Below are 20,720 nucleotides of genomic sequence, written 5' to 3' on the forward strand. Positions count from 1 at the left end.
TTTAAATGCTTTTCCATTTAAAAAACACCCTCACCTATACCCTTGTTAAAGCATACAATTACGTGAGAATAGATAATTCTCCCACCAAAATCTGTATTTTTGCGGTTTAATTCCGATAGTTGATGACAGATAACGCAAAAACCCCAGCAAGATATACGATTACGGCAGCATTGCCTTATACCAATGGCCCTATACATATTGGTCATTTGGCCGGTGTTTATGTGCCAGCGGACATTTACGCCAGGTACCAACGTTTAATGGGTAAAGACGTGGCTTTTGTTTGTGGCAGTGACGAACATGGGGTGGCCATTTCAATGAAGGCGAAGAAAGAAGGTATTACCCCAAAGGATGTTATCGACAAATACCACGCTATCATTAAAAAATCATTTGCCGATTTCGGAATCTCCTTTGACAATTATTCCAGGACTTCGGCCGAAGTGCACCACAAAACCGCATCTGAATTTTTCGTTAAACTCTACGAGCAAGGTGACTTTATAGAAGAGACCACGGCCCAATTATATGACGAGGAAGCCAAACAGTTCTTGGCCGACCGTTTTGTTGTGGGCACATGTCCGAAATGTGGCCATGAAGAGGCTTATGGCGACCAATGTGAAAATTGCGGCTCTACCTTGAACGCAACCGATTTGATCAACCCAAAGTCTACCATTACCGGTGCCGTGCCTACCCTGAAGGAAACCAAACATTGGTTTTTACCATTGGATAGGTATGAGGATTTTCTGAAGGAATGGATTCTTGAAGGACATAAAAAAGATTGGAAACCGAACGTTTACGGGCAGTGTAAATCTTGGATCGATGACGGATTGAAACCTAGGGCCGTAACACGTGATCTGGATTGGGGTATTCCCGTACCCGTAAAAGGAGGTGAAGGCAAAGTACTTTATGTTTGGTTCGATGCCCCTATCGGGTATATTTCATCTACCAAAGAATGGGCAGAGCGCGAAGGCAAGGATTGGGAACCCTACTGGAAAGATGAAAACACCAAATTATTACACTTTATAGGTAAGGACAATATCGTGTTCCATTGCATTATATTCCCTAGTATCCTTAAAGCACATGGGGATTATATTCTACCGGATAACGTACCTGCCAATGAGTTCTTGAATTTGGAGGGCAATAAGCTATCCACCTCTAAAAACTGGGCGGTTTGGTTACATGAATATTTGGAAGAATTCCCCGATATGCAAGATGTGCTACGCTACACCTTAACGGCCAATGCCCCTGAAACGAAGGACAATGATTTTACTTGGAAAGACTTTCAGGCCAGAAACAACAATGAACTTGTCGCCATCTTAGGAAACTTCATTAACCGTGTTGTTGTTCTTACGCATAAGTATTACGATGGAAAAGTTCCGACCCCTAATGAATTTTCACAGGTTGATAAAGAGACCTTGGAAGCGATGAAAAAATATCCTGAGATCATTTCGACCTCCATAGAAAGATACCGATTTAGGGAAGCCAGTCAAGAGTTGATGAACTTGGCACGTTTGGGTAATAAATACTTGGCCGATGAAGAGCCATGGAAAGTAATAAAACAAGATGGTGAACGGGTAAAGACCATTATGTTCGTAGCCCTACAAATAGCAACAGGTTTGGCAGTATTGAGCGAACCGTTCTTACCTTTTACTTCGGAAAAATTGAAAAACATACTTGCCGTTGGATCGAGTGGAGTAGATACCTCATGGACAGAGATGGAAACCAAGGAGGTACTTTTACCCGCCGATCATCAAATCAACAAAGCGGAATTATTGTTCCGTAAAGTAGAAGATCAGGAAATACAAGCACAATTGGATAAGTTGGAAGCTACTAAAAAATCAAATGAGCAAATGAACAAGGAAGTTGAACCACAGAAAGACACCATAACCTTCGACGATTTCTCAAAATTGGATATGAGGGTGGGCACCATTGTGGAAGCTGAAAAAATGCCGAAGGCCAAAAAACTATTGGTTCTTAAAGTTGATACAGGTTTAGACACCCGAACAATCGTTTCAGGAATCGCTGAAAGTTTTACCCCTGAGGAAATCGTAGGTAAAAAGGTTACTGTTTTGGTGAATCTGGCACCAAGGGCGCTCCGCGGCGTTGAAAGTGAGGGCATGATACTTATGACCGAGAATGCTGACGGCAAATTGGTCTTTGTAAATCCTGATGAGGATAATGTCGGGAATGGTTTAACGATTAATTAAACCCCTTCAAAAAAGAAAGGTTTCTGGTTATGCTTTTAAGATAGGGCGAAGTGTCTTTGATCAAAAACATACCCTATAATGCCATTGATGAAAACGACCTATTACAAATTTCGGCAGTGTTCGGAAATATTCCGGATTATGGCTTTAAACCTACAGACTAAGATCTGGATCTCGATTGCCCTTGACCGGACATCTATATTCTAATACCAAAAAGACAAATGCAACTTATCCCCTACATCGTAAAGCATACAGGTCTTCCTGAAAAAGGAGTCCATAATACGGTTGAGCTTTTAGACCAAGATTGCACGGTACCTTTTATTTCGCGCTACAGAAAAGAAAAAACGGGCAATTTAGACGAAGTACAGATTGGTGATATCGTTACGTACAAAGCCCAATATGAGGCCTTGGAAAAACGTAAGGCGACCATCATCAAAGCTTTGGAAGAGCAAGATGTACTGACGACCGACCTTAGCGCTAAAATAAAATCGGCAGGTGACCTGATTACTTTGGAAGATATTTACCTGCCCTTTAAAAAATCTAAAAAGACCAAGGCCGAAACGGCACGTAAGAACGGTCTGGAACCTTTGGCCAAGATCATCATGGCCCAGCGAAGTGATGAAATTGAATATGAAGCTTCACGGTTTTTGGGTGATACAGTACTAAATGAAGATGAAGCCCTTGAGGGTGCCCGGCACATTATCGCTGAATGGATCAATGAACGCACCGACATCAGAAACCAGATTCGGTACCAGTTGGAAAAGTTCGCCCAGTTGACCACCAAAGTGATAGCTACCAAAAAGGAGGATGAAAAAGCACAAAAGTTCCGTGATTATTTTGACTGGAGCGAATCACTGAGCCGGTGTCCGTCGCACCGCCTTTTAGCTATCCTAAGAGCTGAAAACGAAGGTTTCATTCGGGTGAAAATCGAGATAGACAATGAACGTGCCCTTCAAAAAATCGAAGACCGGATCTTAAAAAGCAACAACTCATGCACGTCACATATAAAATTGGCCGCTCAGGATGCTTTTAAGCGCTTGTTGTTTCCATCCTTATCCAACGAAACCTTAAAAAAGGCAAAAGAAAAAGCCGATGAATCGGCCATTCAGGTGTTTTCAAAAAATTTGAAACAGTTATTGCTGGGATCTCCCTTGGGCGAAAAACGTATTTTGGCCATAGACCCAGGTTTCAGAACGGGCTGTAAAGTGGTTTGCCTTAGCGCACAGGGCGATTTGGAGCACAACGAGACCATTTATCCGCACGCGCCCCAAAATGACAGTAAAGGGGCTATTAAGAAAATAAGTTCCTTGGCCGATGCCTATAAGATAGAAGCCATTGCTATCGGTAACGGTACGGCATCGCGGGAAACCGAACAACTCATAAAACGGATCCAGTTCAGAAACCCTATCGAGGTGTTCGTGGTCAGTGAAGCGGGAGCATCCATTTATTCGGCCTCAAAGATCGCCCGGGACGAATTTCCCAATTATGATGTTACCGTACGTGGAGCGGTTTCGATAGGTAGAAGATTATCCGATCCTTTGGCCGAATTGGTGAAAATAGATGCAAAATCGATCGGTGTTGGGCAATACCAGCACGATGTGGACCAGAACAAATTAAAAACCTCGTTGGACACCGTTGTCGAGAGTTGCGTGAATTCGGTCGGGGTAAATATCAATACCGCGAGTGTACCCCTTTTAAGCTACGTTTCGGGCATTGGCCCAAAACTAGCGGAAAATATCGTAGCCTACAGAAACGAACAAGGTGCGTTCACAAGTAGGACGGCCATTAAAAAAGTACCCCGTTTGGGAGGTAAGGCCTTTGAACAAGGTGCCGCCTTCCTTCGCATTAAACAAGCAAAAAATCCGTTGGATGATTCCGCCGTTCATCCTGAAAGTTATGGCATCGTAGAAAAAATGGCCAAGGACCTGGGCAAAAGTGTATCGGACTTGATCGGGAACAAACAACTACTGCAGAGTATTGACCTGAATGCCTATTGTACGGAAAATATCGGGCTATTTACCTTAAAGGATATCATTAAGGAATTGGAAAAACCAGGATTGGATACCCGTGAAAAAGCCAAGGTATTCACCTTTAACCAAAACATAAGGTCTATTACCGATCTACAGGCCGGGCAATTACTTCCGGGTATCGTGAACAACATTACCAATTTTGGGTGTTTTGTTGATATCGGAATTAAGGAAAGTGGTCTCATCCATATTTCCAACCTTTCTGATTCCTTTGTCAAGGATGTGAACGAACACGTGCATTTACACCAACAGATCATTGTAAAAGTACTTGAGGTAGATGTACCACGTAAACGTATTCAATTGGCCTTACATCAATAACATAACTTTATAAACAGCCAAATCTTAGTCTATGAAAAATATTATAACCTTGGCCCTCATATTAGTTTCATTGGTCTCAAAAGGCCAAGGCCTTAACGACCAACCCGCCAAAACAACTTGGCAAATGTTGACCTATGATGCGGGCAATATGTTCACCGGCATCGGTTATGCGTACACCCGACCCTTACATTGGAAAGGAAAACAATGGCAGACTATGGGGGCCGTAGCGGGTGGCACTGGATTTTTATACCTTTTTGACGACCACACCTCTAAATTTTTAAGGGATCGCAGGGATAACGTCCCGAGTTTTATTCGTCATTATGGAGAGTTTATAGGAAATCCGGAAAATAACTATACGGTAACCGCAGGGGTATATTTTACAGGGCTATTTACCAAAAACGAGAAATTGAGACGAACCGGGGTGCTTTTAATTTCCTCGGCATCGGCAACAGGGTTGTTACAACAGATCATGAAATCATTGGCCGGCAGGGCGCGGCCCATAAGTGGACAATCAAAAGACACTTTCGACCCCTTCAATGCGAGTAGAAACTACCACTCTTTTCCTTCGGGACATGCAATGATGGCCTTCACCAATGCCTATGTAATCGGTAAACAATTTAAAAACCCATGGGTGAAAGCCGGTATATATACCGTAGGAATAATTCCTGGGATTTCCCGTGTTTGGGACGGTCAGCATTGGTTGAGCGATGTTGGTTTAAGTGTTGCCATGAGCATATTTACGGTAGAGGCCATAGATCGTTATTTGGACTCCAAATACGATGAAAAATATAACGACCAAAACAAGCTTGTAAGTTGGAACCTGACTTTTGCCCCGGGACAAATAGGGGTCATCGCAAGGTTTTAATCCTATAGAAACGCTAAAGTGGTACCATGTTTCCCCTTAAAATATGTAATTTTATATTCGTTATAAAAAAATAAGATCATGTTATCGGAAAAATTAGATAAAGCACTCAATAAACAAATACAGATAGAAGCGGAATCATCCCAAGTATATTTATCAATGGCCTCATGGGCCGAGACCAAAGGTCTTGAGGGTATCGCCACTTTTATGTACGCCCAGTCAGACGAAGAACGCATGCATATGCTTAAATTGGTGAAATTCGTGAACGAGCGCGGTGGCCATGCCAAGGTATCTGCCTTAAAGGCCCCAAAATTGGAATTCGGAACCTTTCAAAAGATGTTCGTTGAACTATTGGAGCATGAGATATTCGTATCAAAGAGTATTAATGACCTGGTACACATAACCCTTGAAGAAAAGGATTATGCCACCCATAACTTTTTACAATGGTATGTAGCAGAACAAATCGAGGAAGAAGCGTTGGCGAGGACCATCTTAGATAAAATAAACCTCATCGGCAATGATAAGGGCGGACTTTATCTTTTTGATAGGGATGTACAGCAGATTACCGCCAATAGTGCGGCCAATGATATGCTGGAATAAGATTTAACACATAAACCTTATTTAGATTTAATTAAAATAGTACATTTGCCTTGTCTGCTATATGCATATACATGGGCAAAAAGAAAAAAGCGAAAAAAAAGGAGTTGAAAAAACTCAAGAAGAAACAAAAGAAATTTGCTTTTGCACATTCTTCCGTTGCCTTAAAGACCAAGTGTTGCGACAAATACAAAAAGAAGGCATCGAAACGCTGTAAAAAGTGTCCGTGTTTTGATCTCTTGCAAAAAGTAGCTTAACGAAACTCACCATAAAAAAAGATATATAAAAGCCCCGCTCAATTGCGGGGCTTTTCTTATTATCGGTTATTTATTGCCCAACATAAGTAATTCGTTACATCGTATTTCGGTGATGTATCGTTTTTCCCCTTCTTTGGTTTCATAGGAGCGATGTGTCAATTTCCCTTCCACGGCCACTTCATTGCCTTTCATTAAAAAATTCTCTACGATTTCGGCGGTTTTTCCCCAGGCGACCACATTGTGCCATTGGGTATCGGTTACCTTTTCCCCTTTTGCATTTTTGTAGGTCTCATTGGTAGCGATTGAGAATTTCGCCAATTTGCTACCCCCATCCAAGTTTACGATTTCGGGATCATTCCCTAGGTTTCCAATCAACTGTACTTTGTTTCTAAGTGCGTTCATAATTTCTGATTTTACGTGTTAAACAGTTAATACTATCGAGCCACTTTGACCCGACACTGCAAACCTAGGATGGCCAACCCTTAATATTCGGTTATGAACCACTTACTTTCGTTTGTATTCGTTTGTTGTCGTTTGTAATTGTTTACATCGCGCTTTTCTACTGGAATACTGGTAACTATATACTTGTTTACACTTAAAAGGAAAGTTTTGTTTCAGATATTATATCCTGTATTTTTTTACAACTATTAATCTCTTCTAGGTTACATACCCACCGACACGGATATGCAGAGCTACTGGTTTAAAACCTCTCAAGATATGTTTGTAATTTCAATGAGCGTAACGCATTGTCAATGTTCGCTTTCTTAAGGAAATACCCTGACTAAACGGCTGAAACCGATGCTATTTATTATCTTTCGGATTCCAATCTAATCCTCTTTTTAGTTTTTGGTTAAAATCTGATAATTCTTCTTCTGCATTTCCATCTGGGAAATCAATTTGTGTTTGACCGTATAATTGATTAAACTTTTCCATAAAATCATTCCAGTTCTTGGATATTTTCATTAGCGTAACAACAGATACCAATTGATTTTGTAAATGAGCATTACCTATGTCTGGCGTTAGACTTTGAAAGAATCTTGCCGTATAGTTTCCTGCTTCACTTTTTGGGGTTTTCCCTTTTAGATTTTTTAAAACATCATTAGGTAGTTGATTGTAAATTAATTGATTAGTCCAATGACCTACAACACCTGGTCGTTTTTTTATCATTTCTGAACTATACTCCCATCCATTAAGTCTAAATATTTGAATATAAAATTCATCAGGAAAAGTTTTTTGCCATGGCAATAACTCTTCCGAAATATATAGCTTAAGTATTTTTTGTAGTTCCTGCCTTTCCCTATCATATTGATATCCTGTGGCTTCATCAACAAGGGCCATGATACCAATCTTAGCCAACGACCTGACAAGTATTTCTGCTCTTTGCGCTGTAGCTTGTTGGTTTGGTTGTATTATAACTCCCGCTTCCCTCGCTCTTAGATATAGATCACTTACAAGAGGTAAAATATTAGCATCATAACCCTCTTGAATCTTTCCCTTCTTATCTAAATATTCAACCTTACTGATCACACCCTCTAAGTCCTTATTTATAAAGGGTTGAAGGTTCTTTGCATCCATAAAAACAGGGATACCGATCAACCTTGGGTTTCCTCTAACGGGACGGTCTAATGCTTTAAAAACCGCACTTTGAGTAATTATCCGTTGTCCGTTGTCTAATACTGCCACATCAAGGGTAGATTCACCGATATTTAAAACGCCCTCGTGTGTTGCTTTCAATTTTTTAGCCATTGATTAATTTGTTATAAGTGATTCTATTTTCAATGTTAGTTAAAAGTAAATTAAATCTCATTGATTCGCTAGAAGTTCTTGAATTGTAGCGGAATACAAACTCGTCAACATAAAGTTGCAAATGTTTTTTGGAAGTAAAATGATATATACCAAAGATACCTCTTTTTAGAAGTGACCAAAAGCCCTCTATGGTATTCGTGTGAACCCTTCCATTAACGTATTGGTGTTGATGATGCTTAACAGTGTGGTGGTCGTAAACTCTTTTTAATCTAGCGTAAGAAGTATATTCATCAGTATATAATTTAGCTGTTTCATTTACATTCTTAAGAATTTCAGTAGATAATGTTTCGTAAGTAGTATTAGGTATTTTTTTAGCGATTACCTTCCCATTACGCTCTACTATGCCTAAAACAGGTGCTTTATCATCTGTAGTTCCATGTATCTTCTTGTTAGAATGTCTATTCTTGTTTTTACCCCCTACGAAAGTTTCATCAGCTTCAACCTCGTTATCAAGTTTAGTGTCTTTATCTAATCCAAAGCATTGACGGATTCGAGACAACATAAACCAAGCTGATTTTTGTGTAATATTCAAATCTCTACCTAATTGTAAAGATGAAATCCCTTTTTTATGAGAAGTAACCAACCATATAGCCAAAAACCACTTTTGGAGGTCAATTTTAGTGTTATCAAAAATAGTGTTGGTTTTTACGTTGAAATATTTTCCAGTGTTCTTACATTTATATTTGTTCCCCTTGCAATTATAAACCTTAGAATCGGCATCAAATGGACTTACGACGTTACCATTCCATCTTAATTGCTCTAAATGGTCAATACAAGATTGTTGGTCAGGAAAGGCTTGTATAAGTTCTAAAATTGAATTAAAGTCTTGGTTGATCATAACTGTATTATTATACAGCTAATATAATACTTTAATTACACTAAACCTAATATTTAGTGTAATTAAATTCTATTTAATTATTTTTTAATTTTTCTAATTAGTTAAAACATCAACTTTAAGCGATTTAACACGCATTTGATCGATCTATGCAACATTTTTCGTATATTAATTAGCTTGTTTGTTATATTCGCCTATAATTAATTGATGACTTATGAGGGTTTTAATAATTTTATTTATGTTGTCTATTTTTGTTGGTTGCGCTACAACGAACCAGACAAAAAATATGAAAGTCGTAACTAAGGATAATTTTAAAAAAGAAAAATTATCTCCGAAGTCTAAAATAATTATTTCTCAGGATTCGACTGGAATAGTCTCTCTTTCAAACCGTCAATAGAAACAGCTCCACTCACGCCATACGAAGTTGTATTTGCATTATTATACAACGCCCTAAGAGAAATCTCTATATTTTTTAGATCATTGTTTTTTGAATAATCCAACGTTTTAAGTCTTTTGTCATAATACGAGGCGTTATCCGAATAGGTTTTAGCTGTCTTTGGAAGAAGTTTAAAACTTATGAGACCTACAACCATATCTTTTTTAGGCCATTTATTCAATTTAATTAACGGGCCTCCTGAATTACCATTGTTTATTGTTAAATCTAGATGTCCAGCATCTATTCTATAAATGGAATCATTCCCAGTATTATCCCTTTTCACTTTTCTTTTGTATTTTGTTGAAAAAGTGCCGATTGCTGTTATTCTTTCCTCAACACTTAATGGATATCCTGATGTATAGACAATATCACCTTCATTAATGTCTTTCCAATCACCTATTCTTAAATAGTCATATTTTTTATTTTGTTTTTCAACAGGGGCGAGTAGTATAAAATCTTCGGATATGCCACGTTCTGTCCAGTAATCGTCATATAAAAAATCCTCTACTACAGAAACTTTTAAAGTGTCTTTATTCTCAAATTCTATGTAAATTTCATTACTAATTGAATCGATTTCTTTAGTATTTTCATTTCTATATAATGCTCCTCCGTTTTCAATGACATGAAAACAACTAGCAATCACACCATCTTCTGAAACTAAAAAACCAGTTCCCCATGTTGTACCATTTATATTTATTTTTACTACTGTTTCTTTAATTTTATTGATTTTCTTTCTGCTAAGAGATTGTGAGTTAATAGTTGTTGAAATAAGTATAAATAGTAGCAAGAAATTTTTCATAAAAGTAAAAGTAGAAAACTCTTACACTATTCTAAAATTTTGTTGATTAATTGTTAATTATTCCAGAAATCATAATATCCGAAACAAAACTTTCCTTTTAAGTGTAAACAAGTATATAGTTACCGGAATACTTGCTTTTCTCAATTTTTTGTAAGAATTTTAGTTACTAAGAACAAAAAAAGTTGTAGAACATTTTGGAAAAATGAAAGTTAATCTCAAAATATCATTTGTTGTTTCATTTATTTTGGTGACTCTAAGTTGTCGGGATTTTGAACAGGCTGAAAACAAAGAGCAGTTAACCGCAATAGATTTCGGAAAATTAAAAGGCCAAAATGATAGCTTGGGATTGGCAATGGAGCTGAGCGAATTTGGAAGTTTTCGAGATCTTTTAAATAAAACTGAAGAAATCGCCTGTAAGGACAGCTTACCTAAAATAACCCTTAAAACTGACAAAATAATAAAAACAATATACTTCCAAAATCCTTGTTGGGAGCAATATTTATGTATTCTAATTAAGCAAAAAAATACAATTAAAATACATAACGACTCAATTGGCAAGTATTACGATGATTTATATCCTTTAGACAGTTTAACAAGTATTTTAAGGAGAGAAATAGAAAACAATGGGGAAAACCCGATGTTAAGTGATAGACCAGATAAAATATTGATTTACATTTCTTACGACTCAACTGGACTAGATAATTTACCTAAAACCCTAGATAGACTAACTGACGTTTATTTTAAGATTACCGATAGTACAAATATTAACATATGGCTACATGAAAGAATTAAAACCCCACCACCACCTCCTCCTCCCCAGAATAAACCAGAGGATATAGAGGAAATTGAATTTCACCCTGATTTGATTTCTTTCTATGATGATTTGAGAATATTAATGAACAAGAATTATTATTGGGTGTATAATGTTTTTAATGAAAGCGAATTTGAAGATACTAGAAATGACCATTTTGAAGATTTAGCATTGATCACTAAAAATGATTTTGACGACTTTATTAAAAAAAATAGTTTTGAAAACATTAATGAATTTAAAAATTTCTTTAGTCAATTTAAGGCTGTGGGGAAATACAAAAGTAAATTTGACGAAAAACACCAAATAGAACTAACAAAAATTGAAAAAATCCTTGAATTGATTGAAAATTTTTAAAAACGATAAAAATGCATACCAAACTTACAGTCTTTCTCTTTTTAATATCAATAATGTCTTTTGGTCAACAAAAAGATTCCATCCCTGACCTGAAGGGAATTTCTTTCATTTTTGAATCAGAAAACGAAAGTGCCATTTTAATTGGAGACACTATACTACTTTTTGACAAAGACCTTAACCCTGTATAGATTAATAAGACAGGTGTTTTCATTAAAACAATCGGAAGGTCACTCCAATATTATAATGGAAATAAATCAGACGATACTTGTAAAGGTTATAAATATGTGAAAATAATTTACCAAGGGGATGAATACCTGACGTCAAGTAAGAATGTTGTCAAATTAGAGCGATTGGACGTTCAACCTAAAGAAGATGCTCAATTTGAATTTTTTATAGCAGCACTATCTAATGATTACTTACAACCGTTAAAACCATCCTCTGGATTTGATTTTTGTGAGCATTTAAGTTTTTCTCCAGTTGTTATTCGAAATATTGAAACTGATAAATTTAGTTTTATTAATATAATTAAAGATGAATTATCTGCCATAATTACGAGTGAATTTAAGGAAGCTGATTTCTTCAATCTGGTAGTGTAAGTCGCCTGCGAATCACAAAACTCTAGCTAAAAATGGTTTACTATTTATCCTGCATTAGTTAATGAATCACGCAACGAAATCATACACCAACGATTGGGCATAATTTACATGCGTATAGAATAGAAACATTTTATATTTGTTTTTCATACATAAAAAACAATGATTTCATTTAACAAAACAATTGCATATACCAAAAATTGGAAACATACTTTTTTGATTGCATTATTGTTAGGTACATTAGTTCCGGTTTTGTTAATGACCTTAGAACCTTTTGATAATAGCAATAATTTTTCATATAAATATTTAATTCTTTCAGGTTATGCACTTTGCATCATAAGTCCCCTGATGCTTGTTCACCCTATCGAAAATTTTATTTACAAAATTCAAACAAACCGCTGGTTTATCATAAATGAGTGCATATATATCATCGCAACACTTTTTATGATATTTATTTTTTCTTTTTTTTATCACTTCTTTGTAGTTAGTGGCCTGCATTCATTCACTTTCGAATCAATTAAGAGTTTTATAATATCTTTCGGATTGCCATTCACACCTATTGCAGTTCCTTTATGGCTTTACTTGCGTTCTAAATATGGTGTTATAGAAATTCCCATATATGAAAAAGAAAATACAGAAAAAGCCAAAACTATAACTATTGTCGGGAACAATAAATCTGAAACCTTAACAATTTTTGAAGCAGATTTTATTTTCGCAAAAGCACAGCAAAACTATGTAGACGTGTACTACAATACGGAAAATGGAATGCAACAAGAAACATTGCGCAATACACTATCGAATATCATGAAACAATTGCCCAAAGCATGGCAAGTACATCGTTCTTATTTAGTAAACCTCGATTATCTCGAATCTGTAGAAGGGAATGCTAGAAAGCGTTTCATAAGAATTAGCACTACGGATGAAACCATTCCAATTTCTCAAGTTTACTTTAAAGCCTTGAATAAAAGGCTTTCAAATTCGTCCCAAGAACTTCGGAACTAGCCCAAAAACTTCAGAATTAGCCCAAAAACCTCAAGTTAATCACACTCTTTTTTTGAACTTGTTTTTATGTCCTCTATTTGTTGGGAACTTAAAAAACAAGCAAATGAAAACTCGTACACTTTTTATCCTAGCAATTTCAATAACATTTATAGCAAGTTGCTCTTCCAGTAAATATATCAACTATTTAAAAGAACATACGGAAGTCATTAAAATGACGGATTCACTCCAATTTAATTCACTTGATGATAATTTTTATGCAAAAAACCTCTTTTTAGTTGGCGAAGTACACGAGGTGGAGACATCGCCAAGAATTGATCTGGCATTATTCACCCAGCTTAATGAAACAATACATATCGACACCTATTTAGCCGAAATGGATATCGCTCAAGGCTATTATCTTCAACAATATATAAGAGGTTCAGATGAAATCGAATTGACAAAAATTCTAAAAGAATGGCCGGTTTATATCGGCAGAATTTCAGAACAACATAGAACTAAATGGGTGAAAATGAGGAGATATTACTCTCAACTTCCTAAAAACAAAAAGTTTAACCTTGTAGGTATTGACAGAATCGCAGATTTTGAACTGGTTCAAAGATTATTAAAGGAAAAACTTCCTGGAAAATACCATGAAGAGATATATAGTGATAAGGACTCTTTGATTTCTTGGTCTATGAACAAACTTAATAACATTCTGGAAAAAGAGAAATCCCATTTAGACAACAACACTTTAGATTTACTGAAAAATATAAACTACAACTTGTCCAATTATCGAAAAACAAGAAATAGAGATACATTTATGTATCAAAATTTTAAAAGATTATACGCACAAAACCAATGGGGAAATAAGCATGTTTATGGCGGATTTGGTTTTTCCCATACACTACAAGCATACAGTTATACTTTTGCTGGACAACTAAAAAAAGACACCACATTATCATATGCCAACAAAATGGTTAGTCTTAACGCCTTATATGTAGATTCTAAATTAACAGTGGATAGCAGGTCACTGCCAAAGTTCATGCAAGACAAGGGCAAAAAGTTTACAAGATTCAAATACTCACAAGACAGTAGATTGTTTATGTACATTAAAGGCATAGCAGACTATAAAAAGGTATCTGACCCAAACAGCATAAGTTTAATTAAATTAGACGCCAAAGGTTCTCCTTATTTAAATTCAACAAGAGGAACCAAGGTTAAGAAACTGATAACTATTTGGGATGCTTATGATATTATAGATGGCACATCAACTACTGACTATGCCCAATATTTATTTTTTGTTCGAAATGCAGACTGGATCCAACCGGATGAAAAAGAACTATAGTTAACAAAGGTAATCGTTGTGAAAGCCATTTATTAGCCAAAAAAACTATGAACAGGAGTCTTTTACTTGTTTTTTATGCAGCCCTAAAGGATAACAATGATCTCGGGGCACTAGGGCCCTAACCCTTATATAAAAAGCTACTATATTGAATAGAATATAGCTTCAAATACCAATTAAAACTTTGTAATATTTGACATGGTCGAAAAGTATTTTTCAAATTACTAACATTAATTTTTCTATTTTTAGGACCTAATAGTTCTAGGTAAAAATTGAAATTCTTAAGAAGCTAAATAAAAAAACCCTCATATAATCATGAAATATTTATTTACACTATGTATAATGACCTTAAGCTTTGTAAGCTATGGACAGTCAATTACTGGACAATGGGAAACCTACGATGATGAAACCAAGGAGAAAAAAGCGATTATTGAAATTTATAAAACAGATAATCTCTACTTCGCCAAAATAGTCAAAAGTTTCAAGAGCGATAAAAATGCTGTTTGTGACAATTGTAAAGGAGCAAAAAAAGGTAAACCAATTAGTGGCCTGGTCATTATTGAAAACATAAAAAAAGATGATGATGAGTTTAATGGTGGTACTATTTTAGATCCGGAAAACGGAAAAATTTACAAGTGTTATTTAGAGTTGGTAAACAAAAATAAATTGAAAGTAAGGGGCTTCCTTGGAGTTTCCCTTTTTGGTAGGACCCAATATTGGATCAGGAAGGAATAAATTCCTATTCCGTGAGTGTGATCACAAATACCAATCGTTATTTACAACTTTGAAATGCGGAAACCCTTTACCTTCCTTATCGTCTTATGGCTCTCATTTCCCCTCTATTCGCAAGAAGGATTTTATAAATTACCGTAAGCAAAAAACATAGCATGGTTTTTAATAAGAAGATCTTCGGGAATGAAAACCTGTTGAATAGTTTAGGGGCTTCAGAACAAGAAATAAAAAAGTAAAGGAAGTATCTTTATTTTTAGAAAAGCAGAACTGAGATCTGAACAACCACTATAGTCTCTCCGAACTAGGAATCCTTTTAGTAGATCTCAAAGAAATTCCTGAAAGTAAATCAATAGTAACCGTTGCAAAAGCCTTTAATCTGGAAAAGTTGATTCATAAAAACCGTTTTTAAGGTATTTATTCCCTGTTCGTTGCTCAATATACGGGTGTTCATTGGCCCCTATACTCGGTGGCACCCATGGTTTTATTGCCAATATCATCTAAAACTTTTTATCGTTTTCACTATATTTCCTTAAAATAACGTGGACCGCAAATAACGCTGTGTTATAACCAATTAATAAGAACTATGAATACTGATTTTAATTTCGAAGAATTGAAAAGCAAAATTGAATTTGCCGTTAAAAAAAGTTTTAAAGAAAATATTCAAAAATATGGTTCCGATATTTGTTCTTTTTCATTAATAAGTGATGATGGGGCAATGACCTTGGTCCCTTTTACAAATACTAAAAGTCATTTAGAGAAAATGCAATCTCAAGATCCTAAATACAAGGATTTTTATGAATTTGAACCTGTTGAATGGTTTACCTCTAATGGGGCCAAAGCTGAATTCCATGACCTATGCCAAACTCTTTCAGTAGAAACCGACAAAGAAGAATTAGACTTTGAAAATTTTAGAAACATAGTATTCGAAACTTGCGTTCAAGTTTTGGAGAAACTGCGTACTGAAGGTTTCTTTCAAAAAGAATTAGGAAAAAACCTATTGGTACAATTTAATATTTCAGATACAAACGAGCCTAAAGAAAATTTAATAAAATGGACAAAACGGCTTAATGATAAAAAAAATGGAAAACGTTATCAAGATTATATGAATCACGTATACGAATAAAAACTGGTTACAAAAATGGAGATAGTTTATACGGTTTTTGGTACTTCACCCAAAGTTTAAAGCTTTTAAGCAAGTCCGCAAAATCTTTGGTATTTTGCCCTGAATAGGAAATAATAAATCAAAAAAAAAGAGACATATTTAACACAACTAACAGATGAAAAAATTAATAATTACCACTATAGTCTTGTCATTTATTCTTTCTGTAAAAGCACAAAGTTCGCTTCCAAAAGTCGTTCATGGTAAGATTGAACGTATTGAGAATTTCGAGTCAAAATATATAACCCCCAGGAATGTTGATATTTGGATGCCTGAGGGTTATTCACCATCGAAAAAATATTCTGTGTTATACATGCATGATGGACAAATGCTATTCGACCCTGAAAGCTCGTGGAACAAACAAGCATGGAATGTAGATGATGTGGCTTCCAAATTATTTGAATCACATAAGATTGAAAAATTTATTGTTGTTGGCATTTGGAATGGAGGAGAAACGAGGCACTCTGATTATTTTCCGCAAAAACCATTTGAATTATTATCAAATAGTCAAAGAGATACTGTAAATGCCCAACTTAAAAGCTCTCATGTTCCAATAACAAATACATTCCGTCCTCAATCTGACAACTATCTTAAGTTTATTGTTAAAGAGCTAAAACCGTATATTGACAAAACCTATTCGGTTTATTCTAACAAAGAAAACACCTATGTGATGGGTAGCAGTATGGGAGGTTTAATTTCTATGTATGCTATTTGTGAATACCCAAAGGTATTTGGAGGGGCTGCTTGTTTATCAACGCATTGGCCAGGTACTTTTACCCTTGACAACAACCCTATACCAGATGCATTTATTACGTATTTGAACAAAAACCTTCCAAATCCTAAAAGCCATAAGATTTATTTTGATTGTGGAGATGAAACATTGGATAAGTTATATCCGGAAATCCAAAAAAAAGTAGACCAGTTGATGGTCGAAAAAGGATACAACGAAGATAATTGGATCACTAAATATTTCCCTGGAGAAAACCATAGTGAAAATGCCTGGAGTAAAAGGCTCCATATTCCTTTAGGATTCTTGTTTAAAAAATAAATTCTACCAACAGCGATTTCAAAATACAGTTAATACCGGCTTTCCTAGGAGGTTGTGTCTTTTTGCTTGCAACTTTCCAAGCACTACCACCTTGTTTGTAAATTATGGCCCTTCCTGAATAAAAGCTACAAAATGAGATTGAACCACTTGTTCATTATTCCGAAAGCATAATACAACATAACATCTATACATAAACACTGAAGAGAAACAAGATTGAAATCAGTATGGCCAGGCAGAGCAATTACTATGAAAACGGCGTTGTCTGAGCGTGTAATCGGTATTTTAAACGATAAATTTTATCTCTACCAAACCCTTTGTTAGCCTACAACACGCAAAAAGGGCTACAAAAAATGTAATCAATCTATACAATGAAATTAGATTACATTTATCTTTAAAGTACAAAACATCTAATTAGGTTCATCATTATACCACTTAAAACAAGTATTAACTTGTGCCGTATTTTAGGATAAGTCATTATCGAAAACCACTAACCAATGATAAAATTCTTTAGGAAAATTAGACAAAATTTGATTTCTGAAAACAAATTCAGCAAATATCTGTTGTATGCAATAGGAGAGATTGTTCTTGTGGTGATTGGGATACTCATAGCCCTTGCCATAGATAATAGCAATCAAAATCGGGTAATCAAGGAAAAAGAACAGACGTACTTAAATGGCTTAAAAGAGGAGTTCAAGACCAGTAAGTTCAAGTTAAATGCGTTGATCGAGGTAAACAAGGAAAATTTCCAGGGAGCTAAAAAACTATTGCAATATATCTCCGATAAAAACCATCCCCCAACCGAAACACAGTTTTCACAATTATTGTTCAATACTTTTTCTTCCGATATTTCCTTTAACCCCAACAACTCCCTTTTAAGCGAAATCATAAGCTCAGGAAGTTTAAAAGACATTTCAAACCCAGATTTAAGAATACAATTAACCAATTGGATATCTACTTTAGAGGATGTAACCAAACAAGAAAACGAACTCGGTATCCAACGGGAAAAAGTACTTGATATTTTTAGGACAAATGACAACAGTTTACGGGTCATATTCGACCTAACAGGTGTAAACCAAGCAATAGGTATCGAAAAAACCGGGCAGGATGTCAGCAATCTCGGGTTATTGGATTCCAGGGCGTTCGAGAATAATATTTTAATGTTCGTTCTTACCAGTAGTGCTATGGAAAAAGCACATTACGCTCCTTTGATGGAAGATCTGAACGCTATTTTGGAGTTAATTGAGCATGAAATAGAATAACCAAAAACCCACTATGTACGAATAAGGGAACAGCGCAGCCCTTAAAAAAGAAACCCCATCAAAACCAACGTTTTGATGGGGTCGTTTATTTAAAGGATCAAAAGAAAATCCCTAGGCCCTCTATTCTTTTTTAGAACGTCCTAATTTATAGGTTATACCTATATTGAGTCCGAAAGAGGAATATGGTACTTTTTGTGATAGTGTTTTAGAGGTATCTGTATTGGTATTCGACAAACTATCCTCATAAGTCGTTTTTCTATTAACGCCTTCGGGTAAATTATCCATATTATAATAACCGCTCACGGCAACAGAACCATCGGGCAAAACAATATCAGTATTGAATTCAGATAGTTCGGAATCTTTTCTTTTTAAACTGATACCGTAGTATTCAGCCTCTACAAAAAGACTCCAATTCGTATTCAAATCATATTTATAACCAAGTGCGGCTACGAGGCCTAAAGGAAAATGTCCGTGATAATCCTCTTTATAATTTGTTTCGGAATATGACCCTTCCGGCACACCAAAAGCCGCCGCCTCTTCTTCAGAGAAAACAGATTTTTGATACACCACGGCTTCGGTTTTACCTCCTAATTTCAATAAAGCCCCAAAACGACCATAAATGTTATTGGTAAATCTATAAACAATGGAAGTTGAAGCTCCGAAAGCACGGGCCCTGGCCACTGCATTTACCTCTGTGCTAGGTAAATCAACAACTGATACATCTTGATCCGTACCATGTAAGTAACCAACTCCTAAATCCACTCCAAACGATTCGTTAAAGAAATAGGTTCCCCGTACTTGAACGTTGGCCCCTTCACCGTAACTACCATAAGAGTTTTCTGTTTCTGAGGCATTCACTCGTTCTCCCAATTTCATGCCAGCGCTTCCTATGGCATATCCAGAACTTGCTGAAAATTGCCACTGCCCATAAGAAAAGGTGCTTACCAAGACAGCTGCGATTACTGTAATTAATTGCTTCATAATTGATGATTTAGTTAGAATTATTAACAGAAAGTATTATAAAAAATTAGGTTTCCAAAGCCCAACATCAAAACCAAACGACCTTATTCAAAGGTATATTCTTTTGATTAGAAAAGTGTTACGCGTGCAGTCGACAACCCAATTAAATCCATTGTCAAAGATACTTCAATAATAAACTTGGTTTTAACAGCTTTTAAGTTTTGATCAATCTTCAAAACTTTTAAAACATTTCCTTTGTTATTGTCAAAATCAGACGTCTTTAATCTAATTAATCTTAAAAACATTCTTAAAATGATTTCATTAATTCTTATAACCACAATACAGTATGCAATTGAAAACCGGCCATAACCAGCGTAATGCCAAATAAAAAATTAATGAACTCTTAACACCGTATCCCTTTTACCCAATTACAGGGTAATACATTTTATCCTATTTTTGGCGAAAACAATAACCTAGTAAACCTTAGCTACTGGGTGAGGACTACATCCAATGAGGAAATTTATCAATGGAAGAATCAAAAGTATCGGTTATGCCCTTAAAGGAGCCCTGCTTTTAATAAAAACAGAACATAGTATCATTGCCCAATTAATTATTTTCGTGGTATTGATCATCTTGGGATTCGTATGCGATATTTCCAAACAGGATTGGATCAATCAGATTTTGGCAATTGGCCTTGTCCTAAGCGTAGAAGGCCTGAATACTACGGCGGAAAAATTGGCCGATTTCGTTCATTTGGAAAACCACCCGAAAATAGGCTTCATTAAGGATATTTCGGCCGGAGCGGTAACCTTTGCGGCCCTTTCCTGCTTGGTCACTATCATTCTTATCTATTATCCTTATATTATAAACCTTTTGGTATAATCCATAAGGTTCAAATATTCAGAAGCATCTTCTCTATAAATCGAGGAAACCGTGCCTCGGTTTCCAATCCAAAATCCTGCCCATTCATTTAAAAAATCCGTTTATCATTGGTGAATATGGCATCAATAATCAAACACTGGTACAATATTGTCAAATACCTATTTGTAAATACACAACACTTGTTTTAAAAGCGATCAACCTTTAAATTTGATAGACTTTAAAGCGCATACGAAAGCCCTACCCGTTTGACTTAAATTCAAAGGAAATTTTGTTCCCCAATAAATTTCCGATATAAAGGCACCTATCCTTTAAAGATTGGGGGAAACAGAATAAAAACGGCTCTACCATTAAGAAAGGTTCCTTGGCCGAACCTTCTGATGAACTATAGATTAATAGGCCGTGCCTTTAACATTATGAAAAAATAAAACCATGCTAAAAACCACTCGATTACTTCAAACTTTATT

At 35.8% G+C, this 20,720-nt stretch carries 21 protein-coding genes; 15 read left to right on the top strand and 6 right to left on the bottom strand.

Annotated elements, in window-relative coordinates; translation table 11 throughout:
• Positions 1–122 precede the first annotated feature (122 nt).
• The 4 genes from metG to R3X28_RS00620 all read left to right on the top strand — a co-directional run bounded on the left by metG (position 123) and on the right by R3X28_RS00620 (position 6,005).
• Positions 123–2,201, top strand: coding sequence for a methionine--tRNA ligase (gene metG, locus R3X28_RS00605; protein ID WP_317661635.1), 2,079 nt, complete (start codon positions 123–125; stop codon positions 2,199–2,201).
• 218 nt (positions 2,202–2,419) lie between these two features.
• A complete protein-coding gene (locus R3X28_RS00610) occupies positions 2,420–4,543 on the top strand; it encodes a Tex family protein (protein ID WP_317661637.1) in 2,124 nt (707 codons plus the stop codon).
• A gap of 31 nt (positions 4,544–4,574) precedes the next feature.
• Positions 4,575–5,408, top strand: a complete 834-nt coding sequence (locus tag R3X28_RS00615) for a phosphatase PAP2 family protein (protein WP_317661639.1) — start codon at positions 4,575–4,577, stop codon at positions 5,406–5,408.
• A 78-nt stretch (positions 5,409–5,486) separates the two neighbouring features.
• Complete coding sequence (locus R3X28_RS00620) at positions 5,487–6,005, top strand: ferritin (protein WP_154364704.1); 519 nt, start codon at positions 5,487–5,489, stop codon at positions 6,003–6,005.
• A gap of 320 nt (positions 6,006–6,325) precedes the next feature.
• Here R3X28_RS00620 and R3X28_RS00625 read toward each other — a convergent pair whose 3' ends face one another.
• The 4 genes from R3X28_RS00625 to R3X28_RS00640 all read right to left on the bottom strand — a co-directional run bounded on the left by R3X28_RS00625 (position 6,326) and on the right by R3X28_RS00640 (position 10,135).
• Positions 6,326–6,661 (bottom strand): single-stranded DNA-binding protein, encoded by a 336-nt coding sequence (locus R3X28_RS00625; RefSeq protein ID WP_317661642.1) that lies wholly within the window; start codon positions 6,659–6,661, stop codon positions 6,326–6,328.
• A 399-nt stretch (positions 6,662–7,060) separates the two neighbouring features.
• A complete protein-coding gene (locus R3X28_RS00630) occupies positions 7,061–8,005 on the bottom strand; it encodes a P63C domain-containing protein (protein ID WP_317661644.1) in 945 nt (314 codons plus the stop codon).
• A complete protein-coding gene (locus R3X28_RS00635; protein WP_317661646.1) occupies positions 7,998–8,903 on the bottom strand; it encodes an IS1595 family transposase in 906 nt (301 codons plus the stop codon). Before R3X28_RS00635 ends, R3X28_RS00630 begins: the two co-directional genes overlap by 8 nt.
• Before the next feature lie 344 nt (positions 8,904–9,247).
• Positions 9,248–10,135 (bottom strand): serine protease, encoded by an 888-nt coding sequence (locus tag R3X28_RS00640; protein ID WP_317661648.1) that lies wholly within the window; start codon positions 10,133–10,135, stop codon positions 9,248–9,250.
• A gap of 202 nt (positions 10,136–10,337) precedes the next feature.
• Here R3X28_RS00640 and R3X28_RS00645 point away from each other — a divergent pair, with 202 nt between their 5' ends.
• From R3X28_RS00645 to R3X28_RS00670, 6 genes are all read left to right on the top strand, one after another.
• Entirely contained in the window at positions 10,338–11,300 is a 963-nt protein-coding gene (locus R3X28_RS00645; protein WP_317661649.1) for a hypothetical protein, read from the top strand.
• Between the two features lie 11 nt (positions 11,301–11,311).
• Entirely contained in the window at positions 11,312–11,488 is a 177-nt protein-coding gene (locus tag R3X28_RS00650) for a hypothetical protein (RefSeq protein WP_317661650.1), read from the top strand.
• A gap of 96 nt (positions 11,489–11,584) precedes the next feature.
• On the top strand, positions 11,585–11,896 hold the full coding sequence (locus R3X28_RS00655; RefSeq protein WP_317661652.1) for a hypothetical protein: 312 nt from the start codon (positions 11,585–11,587) through the stop codon (positions 11,894–11,896).
• Positions 11,897–12,055: 159 nt separating this feature from the next.
• Complete coding sequence (locus R3X28_RS00660) at positions 12,056–12,895, top strand: LytTR family DNA-binding domain-containing protein (RefSeq protein WP_317661653.1); 840 nt, start codon at positions 12,056–12,058, stop codon at positions 12,893–12,895.
• 103 nt (positions 12,896–12,998) lie between these two features.
• A complete protein-coding gene (locus R3X28_RS00665) occupies positions 12,999–14,219 on the top strand; it encodes a hypothetical protein (RefSeq protein ID WP_317661654.1) in 1,221 nt (406 codons plus the stop codon).
• 312 nt (positions 14,220–14,531) lie between these two features.
• Positions 14,532–14,951 carry a DUF2147 domain-containing protein gene (locus tag R3X28_RS00670; protein WP_317661656.1) on the top strand — a complete coding sequence of 140 codons (420 nt, stop codon included), beginning with the start codon at positions 14,532–14,534 and terminating at the stop codon, positions 14,949–14,951.
• Positions 14,952–15,319: 368 nt separating this feature from the next.
• On the opposite strand, the gene R3X28_RS00675 is transcribed toward R3X28_RS00670, so the two are convergent.
• Entirely contained in the window at positions 15,320–15,445 is a 126-nt protein-coding gene (locus R3X28_RS00675; RefSeq protein WP_317661657.1) for a hypothetical protein, read from the bottom strand.
• An 86-nt stretch (positions 15,446–15,531) separates the two neighbouring features.
• On the opposite strand from R3X28_RS00675, the gene R3X28_RS00680 reads away from it, so the two are divergent.
• The 4 genes from R3X28_RS00680 to R3X28_RS00690 all read left to right on the top strand — a co-directional run bounded on the left by R3X28_RS00680 (position 15,532) and on the right by R3X28_RS00690 (position 18,414).
• Positions 15,532–16,071, top strand: a complete 540-nt coding sequence (locus R3X28_RS00680; RefSeq protein WP_317661658.1) for a DUF4303 domain-containing protein — start codon at positions 15,532–15,534, stop codon at positions 16,069–16,071.
• 154 nt (positions 16,072–16,225) lie between these two features.
• Entirely contained in the window at positions 16,226–17,155 is a 930-nt protein-coding gene (locus tag R3X28_RS00685; protein WP_317661660.1) for an alpha/beta hydrolase, read from the top strand.
• A gap of 298 nt (positions 17,156–17,453) precedes the next feature.
• Positions 17,454–17,570, top strand: coding sequence for an IS3 family transposase (locus tag R3X28_RS19355; RefSeq protein WP_411556591.1), 117 nt, complete (start codon positions 17,454–17,456; stop codon positions 17,568–17,570).
• A gap of 79 nt (positions 17,571–17,649) precedes the next feature.
• Positions 17,650–18,414 carry a DUF6090 family protein gene (locus tag R3X28_RS00690; RefSeq protein WP_317661662.1) on the top strand — a complete coding sequence of 255 codons (765 nt, stop codon included), beginning with the start codon at positions 17,650–17,652 and terminating at the stop codon, positions 18,412–18,414.
• Between the two features lie 120 nt (positions 18,415–18,534).
• On the opposite strand, the gene R3X28_RS00695 is transcribed toward R3X28_RS00690, so the two are convergent.
• Positions 18,535–19,395, bottom strand: coding sequence for an outer membrane beta-barrel protein (locus R3X28_RS00695; protein WP_317661664.1), 861 nt, complete (start codon positions 19,393–19,395; stop codon positions 18,535–18,537).
• A 489-nt stretch (positions 19,396–19,884) separates the two neighbouring features.
• Here R3X28_RS00695 and R3X28_RS00700 point away from each other — a divergent pair, with 489 nt between their 5' ends.
• Positions 19,885–20,256 carry a diacylglycerol kinase family protein gene (locus R3X28_RS00700; protein ID WP_317661665.1) on the top strand — a complete coding sequence of 124 codons (372 nt, stop codon included), beginning with the start codon at positions 19,885–19,887 and terminating at the stop codon, positions 20,254–20,256.
• The last annotated feature ends 464 nt before the right edge of the window (positions 20,257–20,720 follow it).

Source organism: Maribacter sp. TH_r10 (assembly GCF_033101095.1).
Classification (GTDB): domain Bacteria; phylum Bacteroidota; class Bacteroidia; order Flavobacteriales; family Flavobacteriaceae; genus Maribacter_A; species Maribacter_A luteus.